At 74.4% G+C, this 16,882-nt stretch carries 1 protein-coding gene; it reads left to right on the top strand.

What is annotated here, in order from left to right; translation table 11 throughout:
- A partial coding sequence (locus tag EEJ42_RS26005) for a non-ribosomal peptide synthase/polyketide synthase (RefSeq protein ID WP_123103464.1) occupies window positions 1-16,873 on the top strand: 16,873 nt, incomplete at its 5' end.
- Between the last annotated feature and the right edge of the window lie 9 nt (window positions 16,874-16,882).

Below are 16,882 nucleotides of genomic sequence, written 5' to 3'. Positions count from 1 at the left end.
GCTGGCCGCGCGGCTGCCGGAGGAGGCCGCCGAGGCGCCGGAGGCGCCGATCCCGCCCGCCCCGCGCGACCGGCCCCTGCCGCTGTCCGCCGCCCAGCGGCGGCTGTGGTTCCTGGACGACCTGACCTCCGGCGGCACCGAGTACAACACCGGGGCCGGGCTGCGGCTGAGCGGCCCGCTCGACACCGGCGCCCTGCGCCGCGCGCTCGGCACCCTGGCCGCCCGGCACGACGCGCTGCGCACCACCTTCGTCACCGTGGACGGGCACGGGGTGCAGCGGATCGCCGAGCGGGGCACCGTACCGCTCGACCACGCCGACCTCGGCGGGCGGCCCGCCGCGGAGCGCGACGCCGCCGTCGAGCGGCTGCTGACCGACGAGCTGAACCGCCCCTACGACCTGGCCGAGGGCCCGCTGACCCGGGCGCTGCTCATCCGGCTCGCCGACGACGACCACGTGCTGCTGCTCGCCCAGCACCACATCGTCACCGACGGCTGGTCGGTCGGCCTCCTGGTCCGCGAACTGACCGCGCTGTACGGGGCGGAGGTCACCGGCACCGACCCCGGCCTCCCCGTGCCCGCGCTCCAGTACCCGGACTTCGCCGTCTGGGAGCGGAACCACCCGGTGCCGCCCGGGCAGGACACCGACCTGAAGTACTGGCGGACCCGGCTCGCCGGAATGCAGACCCTGGAGCTGCCCACCGACCGCCCCCGCCCCCCGGTGCGCACCACCGCAGGGGCGGTGCACCGGCGCGAGCTGCCCGCCGATCTGGTGGCCGCCCTCGGGCGGCTCGGCCGGGAGCGGAACACCACGCTGTTCACCCTGCTCGCGGCGTCCGTCGCGGTCCTGTTCTCCCGCTACTCGGGCCAGCGGGACGTCGCCTTCGGCACCGTCACCAGCGGACGCCACCGCAAGGAGCTGGAGTCGGTCGCCGGGTTCTTCGTCAACACGCTGGTGCTGCGCGCCGACGTCGACGGGGACAGCACCGTCGAGCAGTTCGTGGACGCGATGCGCGAAACGGTGCTGGACGCCTTCAGCCACGACCGGCTGCCGTTCGAGCGGGTCGTCGAGGAGCTGGCCCCGAAGCGCGACGCCAGCCGCAACCCGCTGGTGCAGGCCCTGGTCGTCCAGCAGGGCGCCATGGTGCCCGCCCGGGAGGCGGGCGGCGTGACGATCGCCGAGCACTCCCTGCCGCGCCCCGCGGCGCGGTTCGACCTGGTGCTGGAGTTCCTGCCCCGGGACGACGGATCGCTGGGGCTCACCGTCGAGTACAACTCCGATCTGTTCGACGCCCGGACGATGGAACAGATGGCCGGGCATCTGCACCGGCTGCTGACCCGGATGGTGGCCGACCCCGGCAGCACCCTGATCGAACTCCAGATGCTGAGCGACGCCGAGTGGCACAAGCTGCTCGACTCCTGGAACGGCACCGGCCAGGCCCTCACCGACGCGACGCTGCCCGAACTCTTCGCGGCGCAGGCCGCGTCGCGGCCGCGGGCGACCGCCGTGACCTGCGGGGAGACCCGGCTCTCCTACGACGAGGTGAACCGGCGTGCCAACCGGCTCGCCCGGCTGCTGATCGACCGGGGCGTCGGCCCCGAGGGCTTGGTGGCGCTGGCCCTGCCGCGCTCGGCCGACCTGGTCGTCGTCCTGCTGGCGGTGCTCAAGGCGGGCGCCGGATATCTGCCCGTGGATCCCGCGTACCCGGCCGAGCGCATCGCGTTCATGCTGGACGACGCCGCGCCCTCGACCGTCCTCGCCACCGCCGACACCGCGGCCTGCCTGCCCGCCGGCGCCGAACCGCTGGTGCTGGACGACGACGCGGTCCGCGCCGAGCTGGCACGGCGGGCGGACGGCGACATCACCGACGCCGAGCGGACCGGCCCGCTGGACCGGTCCCATCCGGCCTACGTCATCTACACCTCCGGGTCCACCGGCAGGCCCAAGGGCGTGGTGGTCACCCACCAGAGCGTGGCGGGCCTGGCCGCCTGGGCCGAGGCCGAGCTGGGGCGGGAGCGGCTGACCGGGGTCGTGGCCTCGACCTCGCTCAACTTCGACGTGTCCGTGTTCGAGATCCTGTGCCCGCTGCTGGCCGGGGGCAGCATCGAGGTCGTCCAGGATCTGCTGGTCCTCGCCGACCCCGCGAACCGGCCGCGCGCGACCGGGCTGATCAGCGGCGTCCCGTCGGTGTTCGCCCGGCTGCTGAGCGGGGACGCCGGACAGATCGACGCCGGATACATAGAAGCCGGACGCATCGACGCCGGGACCGTCGTCCTGGCGGGCGAAGCGCTGCCCGCCCAGACCGTACGGGACATCAAGGCGGCGCTGCCCTCCTGCCGCATCGTCAACATGTACGGGCCGACCGAGGCGACCGTCTACGCCACCGCCTGGTTCTCCTCGGGCGAGGCGCCGCGGCAGGCGCCGCCGATCGGGCGGCCCGTCGCCGACACCCGCGCCTACGTCCTGGACCCGACGCTGCGGCTGGTGCCGCCCGGGGTGACCGGCGAGCTGTATCTCGGCGGCCAGGGCCTCGCCCGGGGCTACCTCAACCGGCCCGGGCTGACCGCCGACCGCTTCCTCGCGGACCCCTTCGGGACGCCGGGCAACCGCATGTACCGCACCGGTGACCTGGTGCGCTGGGGCAGCGACGGCCAGCTGGAGTACATGGGCCGGGCCGACGACCAGGTGAAGATCCGCGGCTTCCGCATCGAACTCGGCGAGGTCGAGACGGCGCTGCTGCGCCACCCCGGCATCGCCGAGGCCGCCGCCGTCGCGAAGGAGACCGGCGGCCACAAGCGGCTCATCGCCTACGTCGTGCCCGCGCCGGGCAGCACACCGGACCCGGCCGCGCTGCGCACGTTCCTGGGGAGCAGCCTGCCCGACTACATGGTGCCCGCCTCGGTGCTGGTCATGGAGCGGATGCCGCTCAACCCCAACGGCAAGCTGGACCGGAGTCGTCTCCCCGACCCGGACTGGTCCCCGGCGGCGCCGGGCTACGTGGCGCCGCGCACCGCGACCGAACGGACCCTCGCCGCGGTCTGGGCCCGGATCCTCCATGTGGAACGCATCGGGGTGGAGGACAACTTCTTCTCCCTCGGCGGGGATTCGATCCTCAGCATCCAGGTGGTGTCGCAGGCGCGGCAGGCCGGGCTCTCCGTCACCTCCCGCGACGTCTACCGCCACCAGACGATCGCCGCCCTCGCCCTGCACCTGGACACCTCGGCCGCGCAGCCCCGGCCGGACGCCACCGGTGCGGAGGCGGCCACCGGGGACCTGCCGCTGACGCCCATCCAGCACTGGCTGTTCGAGCACGACCCCGAGCGGGCCGGGCACTTCAACCAGACGATCTCCCTCGTCCTGCCCGAGGACGTCGACGAGGACGCGCTGCGCCGCGCCCTGGAGGCGGTCGTGGCCCACCACGACGCGCTGCGCTCCCGGTTCCCCTCCGAGGACGGCGGCGGGAGCCGGTGCCAGCGGATCGACGGCGGCGCGGCACCGGAGCTGACGGACCTGCTGCGCCGCCACACCGGCGACGGCGAACCCCACCTCGGCGGCTTCGACCTGACGGCCGGACCGCTGCTGCGCGCGGTGCTGGAGGAGAACGCCGGGGCCGGAGAGCGGCCGGTGCTCCACCTCACCGTGCACCACGCCGTCGTGGACGGGGTCTCCTGGCGCATCCTGCTGGAGGACCTGGACACCGCCTACCACCGGTCGGCCGGGCTTCCCGCCGCCTCCTCCCCGCTGCGTACCTGGGCCCGGCGGCTGAACGACCACGCGAAGGCCGGGGGTTTCGACGCCGAGGCCGCGTACTGGACCGGCCTGGTCCGGGACTCCGATCCGTCGCTGCCGGTGGACCTGGAGGGGGCGGACGGGGCGAACACCTACGCCTCGGCCCGGTCGGTCACCGTCACGCTCGACCGGGACGAGACCACCGCCCTGCTCCAGACGCTGCCCGAGATCTACCGGACGCAGGTCAACGATGTGCTGCTGAGCGCGCTGGCCCGAGTGCTGGGCGAGTGGACCGGGCGCACCCGTGTACCGGTGGACCTGGAGGGCCACGGCCGCGAGGAGATCTTCGAGGAGGTGGATCTGTCCCGTACGGTCGGCTGGTTCACCACCCGCTTCCCGGTCGCGCTCGACCTCCCCGAGGGTGACTGGGGCGACGTACTCAAGTCCGTCAAGGAGCAGTTGCGGGCCGTGCCGCAGCGCGGCCTGGGGTACGGGGCGCTGCGCCATCTGGCCCGGCCCGAGGACCTTCCGACCGGTCCCACGGCCGGGATCAGCTTCAACTACCTGGGCCAGTTCGAGCTGCCGGGCGACGGCGACGGGCTCTTCCGCGGCCTCCACCGCGAACTGGCCCTGGACGCCGACCCGGAGTCGCCGCGCCCGCATCCGCTGGAGGTGGTCGGCCGGGTCGAGGACCAGCGGCTCGCGTTCACCTGGTTCTACTCGGCGAACCTCCACCGGGAGGAGACCGTCGGGCGGCTGGCCGGGGAGTTCCTGCGGGCGCTGCGCGCCATCGCCGGGCACGCCGCCGCGCCCGGCGCGGGCGGCCGCACCCCGTCCGACTTCCCGCTGGCCTCCCTCGACCAGGCCGCGGTGGACCGGCTGGTGGGCGACGGCAGCGCGGTGGAGGACGTCTACCCGCTGACCCCCACCCAGGCGGGCATGCTGTTCCACGGGCTGTCCCAGGAGGACCGGCGCGCCTACTTCCAGCAGCTCACGTTCGTCCTCGACGGGGTGTCCGACCCGGGCGCGCTGGCCGCGGCCTGGCAGCGGGTCACCGACCGCACACCGGTGCTGCGCAGCCGCGCCGAGTGGGACGGCGTGCCCGAGCCGCTCCAGGTGGTGGAGCGCGGGGTCCGGGTGCCGGTCACCCGTCTCGACTGGCGCGGGCTGTCCGAAGCCGAGCGCCGGGAGGAGTCGCGGCGGTTCCTCGCCGAGGACCGGGAACGGGGTCTCGACCTGGCCGCGGCGCCGCTGATGCGGCTGGCGCTGGCCCGGCTGTCCGACACCGAGGTCCAGGTGGTGTGGACGTTCCACCACCTGATCCTGGACGGCTGGAGCCTGTTCCAGGTGCTGTCCGACGTCTTCGCCTGCCATGCGGCCGGGGCGGCGGCGGCGCTGCCCAGCCGCCGCCCGTTCCGCGACTACGTGGCCTGGCTGCGGGACCGCGACTGGGCGGAGGCCGAGGAGCACTGGCGCTCCCGGCTCGGTGATCTGTCGGAGCCCACCCCGCTGCCGTTCGACCGGGAGCCCACCGAGACCCATCACGCGGAGTCCACCGCCGACGTGCGGGTCACGCTGCCCGCGGACGCCTCCCGTCGCCTCGCGGAGCTGGCCAGGGGCGCGGGGCTCACCATGAACACCCTGCTCCAGGGCGCCTGGACGCTGCTGCTGTCCCGGTACACCGGCCGCGCGGACGTCGTCTTCGGGACCACGGTCTCGGGCCGTCCGCCGGAGCTGCCGGGCGTCGAGGCGATGACCGGCCTGTTCATCACCACCGTGCCGACCCGGCTTCCGGTGCCCACGGGCGGCACCCTGCTGTCGTGGCTGCGGGAGGTGCAGGAGCGGCAGACCGAGGACCGGCGCTTCGACTTCGTACCGCTCACCCGGCTGCGGTCGATGACCCGGCTCGAGGAGCGGGTGAACCTCTTCGACAGCATCGTGGTGTTCGAGAACTACCCCGTCGGCGGAGACCTCGCCGCCGCGCACGGGCTGGCCCTGCGGGACCTCGACGGCGTCGAGACGACGAACTACCCGCTGAGCCTGGTGGTGTACCCCGGCGAGGAGATGGCGCTGCGGCTGGGCTACGACCCGGCCCTGTTCGACGCCGCGACGGTTCGGCGCATGGCCGAGTACCTGTCGGTGCTGCTGACGAACATGGCCACCGGCCCGGACCGGGCGCCCGCGCGCCTCCCGATGCTCACCGACGCCCGGCGCGCCCAGGTGCTCCGCGAGTGGAACGACACCACGGCCCCACTGCCCGAGGGTTCGGTGGCCGATCTGTTCGCCGCCCAGGTGCGGCGTACGCCGGACGCGCCCGCCCTGGACGGCGACGGCGGCCCGGTGAGCTACCGGGAGCTGGACGCGCGCGCCAACCGGCTGGCCCACCGACTCATCGGGCTCGGGATCGGTCCGGAGCGGCCGGTGGCCGTGCTGATGGACCGGTCCGTGGAACTGGTGGTCGCCCAGCTGGCGGTCGTCAAGGCGGGCGGGGTGTACGTACCGCTGGACACCCGCGCGCCCGGGGACCGGCTGCGGCTGGTGCTGGCCGAGGCGACGGCGGACGTCCTGCTGACCGACCGCGCCTGGGAGCGGACCGCCGCCGACATCGGGCACGGCGGGCGGACGCTGCTGGTGGCGCCGGGTGCCGAGGGCGGCGACGGGCCGTCCGGGCCGCCCTCGGTGGAGGTCTTCCCCGACAACACCGCCTACCTGATGTTCACGTCGGGCTCCACCGGGCGGCCCAAGGGCGTCGCGGTCCGGCACCGCGATGTGACCGCCCTCGCCCACGACCGCGCCTTCGCGCGCCACGACCGGGTGCTGGTGCACTCCCCGCAGGCGTTCGACGCCTCCACCTACGAGGTGTGGGTGCCCCTGCTGCGCGGCGGTACGGCCGTCCTCGCCCCGGTGGGCGACGTGGACGCGGACGCGGTCCGCCACGCGATCACCGGGCACGGGGTGAGCTGCCTGTGGCTGACCGCCGGCCTCTTCCGGCTCCTGGCGCAGGAGGCGCCGGACTGCCTGCGCGGCGCCCGGGAGGTGTGGACCGGCGGCGAGGCGGTGCCGCCCGGGGCGGTGCGCCGGGTGCTCGACGCCTGCCCGGAGCTGACGGTGGTGGACGGCTACGGACCCACCGAGACCACGACCTTCGTCACCCGGCGGCCCTTCCGCGCCGGTGAGGAACTGCCCGGGACGCTGCCCATCGGACGACCGCTGGACAACACCCGCGCCTACGTCCTGGACGGCGCCCTCCAGCCCCAACCCCCGGGCATACCCGGGGAGTTGTACATCGCGGGCGCCGGGCTCGCCCGGGGCTACCGGAACCGCCCCGGCCCCACGGCGGAGCGTTATGTCGCCGACCCGTTCGGGCCTCCCGGCTCCCGGATGTACCGCACCGGGGACCTGGTGTCCTGGACCGCCGACGGTGAACTCGCCTTCGTGGGCCGCTCGGACGACCAGATGAAGATCCGGGGCTTCCGCATCGAACCGGGCGAGATCGAGGCCGCGCTGACCCGCCACCCGGCCGTCGCCGAGGCGGTCGTGGCGCTCGCACGGGACGGGGAGCGGAAGCTGCTGGCCGCCTATCTGGTCCCGGTGCGCGATGCCGCGGCGCCCGAACCTACAGAGCTGCGGTCCCTGGTCGGCCGGGAGCTGCCCGACTACATGGTGCCCGCGGTCTTCATCGCCCTGGACGAACTGCCCCTCACCGCCAACGGCAAGGTGGACCGCCGCCGGCTGCCCGAGCCCGACTGGGCGGCGGCCACGGCGGGCACGGAGTACGTGGCGCCCCGCACCGACGCCGAACGGATCCTGGCGGAGATCATGGGGCCGCTGCTGGGCCGGGAGCGGATCGGCGTCGAGGACAACTTCTTCATGCTCGGCGGGGATTCGATCCTCAGCATCCAGGTCGCCTCGCGCGCCCGGCAGGCGGGCCTGGCGGTGACGCCCAGGGAACTCTTCCGGCACCCCACCATCGCCTCGCTCGCCACCGTCGCCACCGCCACCGACCGGCCCGCCGCCGACGCGGGCCCGGTGAGCGGCGAGCTGCCGCTGACCCCGATCCAGCACTGGTTCCTCGGCACGGACAGCCCCCGGCCCGAGTACTTCAACCAGTCCGTCCTGGTCGAACTCGACCGGGACCCCGACCCCCGGGCGCTCCGTCAGGCCCTGCGGGCGCTGCTGGTCCACCACGACGCGCTGCGGACGCGCTTCACGCGCGGGGCGGACGGCACCGTACGGCAGTACTGCCCGCCGCCGGACGAGACCGGCGGCCCGCTGCGGGAGGTGGACCTGTCGGGGCTCGGGGAGCCGGAGCGGCGGGCCGCCGAGGAGGCGGCCATGGCCGAGGCGAACGCCGGGTTCGTCCTGGACCGGGGGCCGCTGCTGGCCGCCCGGCTGCTGCGCCCGGGCCAGGGCTTGCGGCCGTCGCTCTTCCTGACCGTGCACCACCTGGTGGTCGACGGCGTCTCCTGGCGCGTGCTGCTGGAGGACCTGGAGACCGCCTACCGCCAGGTGCTCGACGGCTCCCCCGCCGACCTCGGGGCGCGCACCACCTCCGTGCGGGACTGGTCCCGGCGGCTCGCCGAGCACACCGCGGCCGGTGGCTTCGACGCCGAACTCCCGCACTGGACGGCGGTGGCCGCGGACTGCGCCGCCGGAATTCCGGTGGACAGCGAGGGCGAGGGCGGCAACACCGTCGCGGCCATGGAGTCGGTCACCGTGACGCTGGACCGGGAGCGGACCACCGCCCTGCTCCAGCAGGTGCCCGAGGTCTACCGCACCCGCGTGGACGACGTGCTGCTCTCGGCGCTCGGCCGGGTGCTGGCCGAGTGGACCGGGCGGCGGCGGGTCGCCGTCGACCTGGAGGGGCACGGCCGGGAGGAACACCTGCTGGACGGCGTGGACCTGTCCCGTACCGTCGGCTGGTTCACCACCCTGTTCCCGGTCGCCCTGGACATCCCGGATGCCCCGGGCGGCGGCTGGGGCGAGACGCTGAAGTCCGTCAAGGAGCAGCTGCGGGCGGTGCCCGCCCAGGGCATCGGCTACGGCGCGCTGCGCCATCTGGCCCCGGACGCGCCGCTCGCGGACGCGGCGGAGCCCCGGATCAGCTTCAACTACCTCGGCCAGTTCGACTGGTCGGACACGGGCGGGACCACCGGCGACGACGCCCTGGTCCGCAGCGTGCGGGGCGGTCTGGGCGGTGACGCGGCACCGGAGTCGCCCCGGGCGCACCTCCTCGACATCGTGGGCCGGGTCGAGCGGCGCTGCCTGGAGATCACCTGGTACTACGGCTCCGGGACGCATTCCGAGGAGACGGTGTCCCGGCTGGCCGGGGAGATGCTCCGCGCCCTGGAGGACATCGTCGCCCACTGCGCCGAGCCCGGCGCCGGCGGCCGTACCCCGTCGGACTTCCCGCTGGCCCGGCTGGACCAGGCCGCGGTGGACCGGGTGGCCGCCGACGGGCGGTCGGTGGAGGACATCTATCCGCTGACCCCGATGCAGGCCGGGATGCTGTTCCACAGCCTCGTGGACCCGGCGTCCGACGCCTACTTCAACCAGGTGCAGCTGCGGCTCACCGGGGTGACGGACCCGCAGGCGCTGGCCACGGCGTGGCAGCGGACCACGGACGCCAACCCGATCCTGCGCACCCAGCTGGTCTGGGCGGACACCCCGGAGCCCCTCCAGGTCGTACGGCGGCGGGCCACCCTGCGGATCGCCCACCACGACTGGACCGGACGGTCCGAGGCGTGGCGCGAGGCCGAGCTGAGCAGGCTGCTCGCCGACGACCGGGCCGAGGGAATCGACCTGGGCAGCGCGCCGCTGACCCGCCTGGCCCTGATCCGGCTGTCGGCCGACGAGGTGCGGCTGGTCTGGACGTTCCACCATGTGCTGCTCGACGGCTGGAGCGCGGCGCAGGTCTTCGACGAGGTCTGCGAGCGGTACGCGGCGCTCACCACCGGGCGCGGTGCCGTCGTGCCCGCCCGGCGGCCCTTCCGGGAGTACCTGGGCTGGCTCGGTGAGCAGGACACGGCGGAGGCCGAGCGGTTCTGGCGCGGGGCACTGGAGGGCTTCACCGCCCCGACCGAACTGCCCCGCGACCGGCCCGCGGCCGAGGCGCACCGCACGGCGTCCTCGGGCACGCACCGGGTCACCCTCGGCGCGGAGGAGTCCGCCCGGCTGCGCACCGTCGCCCAGCGCAACGGGCTGACGATGAACACGGTGGTGCAGGGCGCCTGGGGGCTGCTGCTGTCCCGCTACAGCGGGACGGACGACGTGGCGTTCGGCACCACCGTCTCCGGCCGCCCCGCCGCGCTGCCGGGTGTGGAGTCGATGGTCGGGGTGTTCATCAACACCATCCCCACCCGGGTCCGGGTGGACGGCCGGAGCCCGCTGACGAGCTGGCTGCGGGACCTCCAGACCGCGCAGTCGGAGTCCCGGCGCTTCGAGTTCGCGTCCCTGGCGCAGCTCCAGAGCTGGAGCGAGGTGCCCGGCGGCATCGGCCTCTTCGACAGCATCGTGGTCTTCGAGAACTACCCCTTCGACAGCGAGGCCATCGCGGCACACGGCCTCCGCATCCACCAGGAACGGGATCTGGAGCCGACCAACTACGCGCTCAGCGTCGTCGTGGCGCCCGAGGAGCGGCTGTCGATCTCGCTGGACTACGACCCCGCCGCCTTCGACGCCGCCACGGTCGAGCGGCTGGGCGGATGCCTGCACGGGCTGCTGGCCGAGATGGCGGCCGATCCGGAACGGCGGCTGGAGGATCTGCCGCTGATCGGCGCGGCGGAAACCCGCCGGATCCTGGACGCGTTCAGCGGCCCCGTCGCCCCGGCGCCGGGCGCGGTCCTGCCGGAGCTGTTCGAGGCGCAGGCGTCCCGTACGCCGGACGCGGTGGCCGTGCGGGGCGGAGACCTGACGCTGACGTACCGGGAGCTGAACGAGCGGGCCAACCGGCTCGCCCGGCTGCTGATCGGCGCGGGCGCCGGTCCGGAACGCTTCGTGGCGCTGTCCCTGCCCCGTACGCCGGAGCTGGTGGTGGCGCTGCTGGCGGTGGTCAAGAGCGGCGCCGGGTATCTCCCGGTCGACCCCGCGTACCCGTCGGAGCGCATCGAGTTCATGATCGGCGACATCGCCCCGGACATCGTCCTGACCACCGGGGAGACCGCTCCCCGGATCCCGGACGGGCCGGGCCACCGGATCCTGCTGGACGACGCGGAGACCGGGCGTGCGCTGGCCGGGCTGGGCGCCCATGACGTCGGCGACGCCGAGCGCACCGCCCCGCTGGTCCCCGGCCACCCGGCGTACGTCATCCACACCTCCGGATCGACCGGTACGCCCAAGGGCGTCGTGGCCACCCACCAGGGTGTCGCCGCGCTGGCCGCCTGGGCGGCGGAGGAATTCGGCCCGGCGGGGCTCTCCCACGTCGTGGCGTCCACCTCGCTCAACTTCGATGTGTCGGTCTTCGAGATCATCTGCCCGCTGCTGGCGGGCGGTTCGCTGGAGATCGTGGCGGATCTGCTCGCCCTGGCCGAGCGGCCGGAGCCGTGGACGGCGTCCCTGATCAGCGCGGTGCCCTCGGCCCTCGGGCAGGTGCTCGGCAAGGGCGGCGTCTCCGTCACGGCAGACACCGTGGTGCTGGCCGGTGAGGGGCTCGCGGCCCGTACGGTGCGGGAGGTCCGTACGGCCATCCCGGGCTGCCGGGTGGCCAACATCTACGGCCCCACCGAGGCCACCGTCTACGCCACCGCCTGGACGTGCGACCCCGCCGACCCCGGCCGGACCCCGCCGATCGGCTCCCCGGTCGCCGCCACCCGGGCGTACGCGCTGGACGCGCGGCTGCGGCCGGTGCCCATCGGGGTGCCCGGCGAGCTGTATCTGGCCGGTCCGGGCCTGGCCCGGGGGTACTTCGGCCGCCCCGGGCTGACCGCGGACCGCTTCACGGCCGATCCCTTCGGCCCCGCGGGCAGCCGGATGTACCGCACCGGCGACCTGGTGCGGTGGGACGCGGACGGGCAGCTGGAGTACCTCGGCAGGACCGACGACCAGGTCAAGGTGCGGGGCTTCCGGATCGAGCTGGGCGAGGTCGAGGCCGCGCTCGCGCGCCATCCCGAGGTCGCCGAGGCGGCCGCGGCCGTCGTCGAAACCGACGGCCACAAACGGCTGGTCGGCTACACCGTCCCGGCCGCCGGGGCCACGGCGGTCGATCCCGCCGCGATGCGCGCGTTCCTCGCGACGAGCCTGCCGGACCACATGGTGCCCGCGGCCGTCGTCACCCTGGAGCGGCTGCCGCTGAACCCCAGCGGCAAGCTCGACCGGCGGGCGCTGCCCGCCCCGGACTGGGCTGCCCCCGCCACCGGCCATGTGCCGCCCCGTACGGAGACCGAGAAGGCGCTCGCCGGGATCTGGGCCGAGGTGCTGGGGGTGGAGCGGGTCGGCGTCGACGACAACTACTTCACCCTCGGCGGCGACTCCATCCTCAGCATCCAGATCGTCTCCTCGGCCCGCCGGGCGGGCATCGAGCTGACCCCGCGCCATCTGTTCGTCCACCAGACCGTCGCGGATCTGGCCGCCGCCGCGCGGGACGTCCCGGCCACGGCGGTCGCGGCCGAACAGGGGCCGGTCGTCGGCGAGGTGCCGCTGACCCCCGTCCAGCACTGGCTGTTCGACACCCTCACCGACAGCCCCGGCCACTTCACCCAGGCGGTGTCCGCCGAGCTGACCGGGCCGGTGGACGAGGACACGTTGCGCGCCGCCCTGGACACGCTGCTCGACCACCACGACGCGCTGCGGCTGCGCTTCGAGCGCACCGGGAACGGCCGCTGGCGCCAGCACAGCGTGCCGCCGGGCGGCGACCGGGTGCTCGACGTACATGACCTGTCCGCCACCGACCCCGGGTTGCGGGAAGCGGCGATGCGGGAGGCGGAGCAGCGGATCCGGGCCGGATTCCAACTGGACCGTGGGCCGTTGTTCAAGGCCGTGCTGTTCCTGCGGGGCGACGGTGAGCGCCCGGTGCTCAGCCTGATCGCCCACCACCTGGTGGTGGACGCCGTCTCCTGGCGGATCCTGCTGGAGGACCTGGACACCGCCTACCGGCTGCTCGAGGCCGGGCGGCCGGGGAGCCTCGGCCGGAAGACCACCTCGTTCCGCGCGTGGTCGCGGCAGTTGAGCGAGCACACCGTCGCCGGGGGCTTCGACGCCGAACGCGGCCACTGGACCGCCGCGCACGGCTCCCCGGACCTCCCCACGGACGGCGAGGGGCCCAACACCGCCGCCAGTGAGGAGACGGTGACGGTCCGGCTGGACACCGAGGAGACCCGGGTCCTGCTCCAGGAGGTGCCGGGCGCCTATCTGACCCGGATCAACGACGTCCTGCTGTGCGCGCTGGGCCGGGTGCTGGGCCGCTGGACCGGCCGGGACCGGGTGCTGGTCGCGCTGGAGGGGCACGGCCGCGAGGAGATCTTCGAGGGCACCGATCTGTCCCGTACGGTCGGCTGGTTCACCAGCATGTTCCCCGTCGCCCTGGACGGCGGCGCCGAAACCGGTCTCGAGGAGGCGCTGAAGACCGTCAAGGAGCGGCTGCGCGCGATGCCCGGGAACGGGCTGGGCTACGGGGCGCTGCGCCATCTGGCCCCGGACGCGCCGCTCGCCGGTGCGGCGGACCCGCAGATCAGCTTCAACTACCTCGGCCAGCTCGACTGGGACCTGCCCGACGGCGGTCTGCTGCACGCCCTGCGCAACGGCCTGGAGGGCGACATGAGCCCGGAGGCCCCCCGGCCGCATCTGCTCGACGTGGTCGGCCGGGTGGAGGGCAGGAAGCTGGAACTCACCTGGTCCTACTCCCGGGACCGGCACCATCGGAGCACGGTCTCCCGGCTCGCCCGGGAGACCATGGACGAGCTGCGCGCGATCATGCGGCTGTGCACGGGTGAGGGGGCGGGCGGACGCACGCCCTCGGACTTCCCGCTGGCCGCCCTGGACCAGGAGACGGTCGACCGGCTGGCGGGCGACGGCCGGGACGTGGCGGACATCTATCCGCTGACGCCCACCCAGAGCGGGCTGGTCTTCCACGGGCTGGCCCAGCGCGGCCAGGGGCTCTATGTGGAGCAGGCGACCTTCATCCTGGACGGGGTCCGGGACTCCCGGGTCCTCGCCGCCGCCTGGCAGCACGTCGTGGACCGCACCCCGGTGCTGCGCAGCGAGGTGGTGACGCAGGGGGTACCCGAGCCCCTACAGATCGTGCGCCGCGGCGCGGCCGTACCGGTCGAGGAGCTGGACTGGAGCGATCTGACGGAGGACGAGCGCCGGTCCGCGCTGGAGCGGCTGCTCGACCAGGACCGCGCCCGGGGGCTCGATCTCGCCGCGGCGCCGCTGCTCCGCGTCACCCTGGCCCGGCTGTCGCCGACCGAGGTGCAGGTGCTGTGGACCTTCCACCATGTGCTGCTCGACGGCTGGAGCGTCTTCCAGGTCCTGACGGACGTCTTCGCGGCCCACGCCGCCCTGGCCGCGGGGGAACAGCCGCGGCTCCAGGCCCGCAGGCCGTTCGCGGACTATGTCGCCTGGCTCGGACGGCAGGACCGCGCGCAGGCCGAAGCGCACTGGCGCAAGACGCTTGCGGGGTTCACCGCACCCACTCCCCTCCCCTACGACCGCAAGCCGACGGCGGAGGCCCCCACCCGGTCCTCACAATGGCTGTCGCAGCGGCTCGGTGAGCAGGAGACCGCAGCCCTGGAGGACTTCGCCCGACGGCACCGGCTCACTCTCAATACGATCGTCCAGGGCGCTTGGGGATTGCTCGTATCTCGCTTGAGCGGAGAGTCGGACGTCTGCTTCGGGGCGACCGTCTCCGGACGGCCGACCGAACTGCCCGGCGCCGACAGCATCACCGGCATCTTCATCAACACCCTGCCGGTGCGGTGTGCCGTGGACGGCACCTCCGCCACCGTCGACTGGCTGCGCGGGCTCCAGGCCGACCAGGCGGACGCGCGCGGCTTCGGCCACGTACCGCTCGCCCAGCTCCAGGGCTGGAGCGACGTGCCGGGCGGGGCCGACCTCTTCGAGAGCCTGGTGGTGTTCGAGAACTACCCGATCAACAGCTCCGCCGCCGCCGAACACGGGCTGCGGGTGCGTGAACTCCAGGCCCTGGAGAACACCAACTACGCGCTGACCGTGGTCGTCTCGCCCGGCTCCGAGCTGTCCGTCGAACTCGGCTACGACCCCCGGCTCTTCGAGGAGTCCACCGCGCAGGGGCTGGCCGCCCAGCTGACGCACGTCCTCGGCGTCCTCGCCGCGGCGCCCGACGACCAGCCGCTGGACCGGATCGACATCCTGCCGTCCGCGCTGCGCACACGGCTCCTGGTGGACTGGAACGACACCGCCGGCCCGGCCCCGCGGACGACCCTGGCGGAACTCTTCGAGGCCGCCGCGGACCGTCACCCCGACGCGCCCGCGGTCCTCGCCCCCGACGTCGAGCTGTCCTACGCGGAGCTGGACGCCCGGGCCAACCGCCTCGCCCACCGGCTCATCGCGCAGGGCGTGGGCCCCGGGCGGATCGTCGCCCTGGTGCTGCCCCGGTCGGTGGAGATCGTCGTCGCCCAGCTGGCGGTCGCCAAGGCGGGCGGCGCCCATCTGCCCGTCGACCCCGGCTATCCCGCCGAGCGCATCGCCCTGATGCTGGAGGACGCCGCACCGCACCTCACCCTCGACGGCCTCGACGAGGCCGAGGCTTCCGGGGAGCCCGCGCACCGGCCCACCGACCGGGACCGGACACGCCCCGTCGACCCCGACGACCCGGCCTACGTGATCTACACCTCCGGGTCCACCGGCACCCCCAAGGGGGTGGTGGTCACCCACCGCGGGATCGGCAACTTCGCCGCCGCCGAGGCCGAGCACTACCAGGTGCGGGAGGGCGACCGCGTCCTCCAGTTCGCCTCGCCCAGCTTCGACGCCTCCGTCCTGGAGCTGTGCATGGCGCTGCCCACCGGGGCCGCGCTCGTGGTGCCCGAACCCGGACCGCTGCTGGGCGAGCACCTCGCGCGGGTCCTGCGCGAGCGGCGCGTCACCCACACCCTGATCCCGCCCGCCGCGCTGGCCACGCTGCCCGTCGGAACCGAGAAGGAGCTGCCCGAACTGCGCACGCTGATCGTGGGCGGGGACGCCTGCGGTACGGAGCTGACGACCCGGTGGGCCCCGCACCACCGCATGATCAACTCCTATGGGCCCACCGAGGCCACCGTGGTCGCCACCTGGTCCGATCCGCTCGTCGCGGACGGCGCCCCGCCGCCCATCGGGCGGCCCGTCCCCAACACCCGGGCCTATCTGCTGGACGCACGGCTGCGCCCGGTGCCGCCCGGGGTGCCCGGTGAGCTGTGGATCAGCGGCCCGTCGCTGGCCCGCGGCTATCTGAACCGCCCCGGGCTGACCGCGTCCCGCTTCCTCGCGGACCCCTTCGGGCCCGCGGGCAGCAGGATGTACCGCACCGGCGACCTCGCCCGCTACGACGCCGAGGGCCGGATCCACCACCTGGGCCGCACCGACCACCAGATCAAGCTGCACGGCTATCGCATCGAGGCCGGTGAGGTGGAGACCGCCCTGGTCGGCCACCCCTCGGTCGCGGAGGCCGTGGTGACGGTCCGGGAGGACGAGCCGGGCGTCCGCAGGCTGGTGGCCCATCTCGTCCTCACCCCCGGCGCCGCCGCCCCGGCCGACGCCGAACTGCGCGCCGAGCTGGGCCGTACCCTGCCCGGCTACATGGTGCCGTCGGCGTTCGCCGTCCTGGACCGCCTGCCGCTCACCGAGAACGGCAAGACGGACCGTGCGGCGCTGCCCGCGCCCGGCCCCGCCACCGCGGCCCCGGCCGCCGGCCATGTCGAGCCGCGCACCCCCACCGAGGAGGTCATCGCGGAGATCTGGTCCGAGGTGCTGGGGGTGGCGCCGGTCGGCGCCGAGGACGACTTCTTCGCCCTGGGCGGTGACTCCGTCCGCAGCCTGCTGATCGCCTCCCGGGCGGGTGAGGCGTTCGGCCTCGACCTGACCCCGCGGGACATCATGACCGCGCACACCGTCTCCACCCTCGCCGACCTGGTCGAGGAGTACATCCTGCGCGAACTCGAAGACGCCGCTTCGGGCGGCAGCGACCACGACGAACGGTGAGGAACGAGA

The organism is Streptomyces botrytidirepellens, assembly GCF_003721215.1.
Classification (GTDB): domain Bacteria; phylum Actinomycetota; class Actinomycetes; order Streptomycetales; family Streptomycetaceae; genus Streptomyces; species Streptomyces himastatinicus.
The sequence above is the reverse complement of the archived record's forward strand: the minus strand, read 5'-3'. Positions and strand labels throughout refer to the sequence as shown.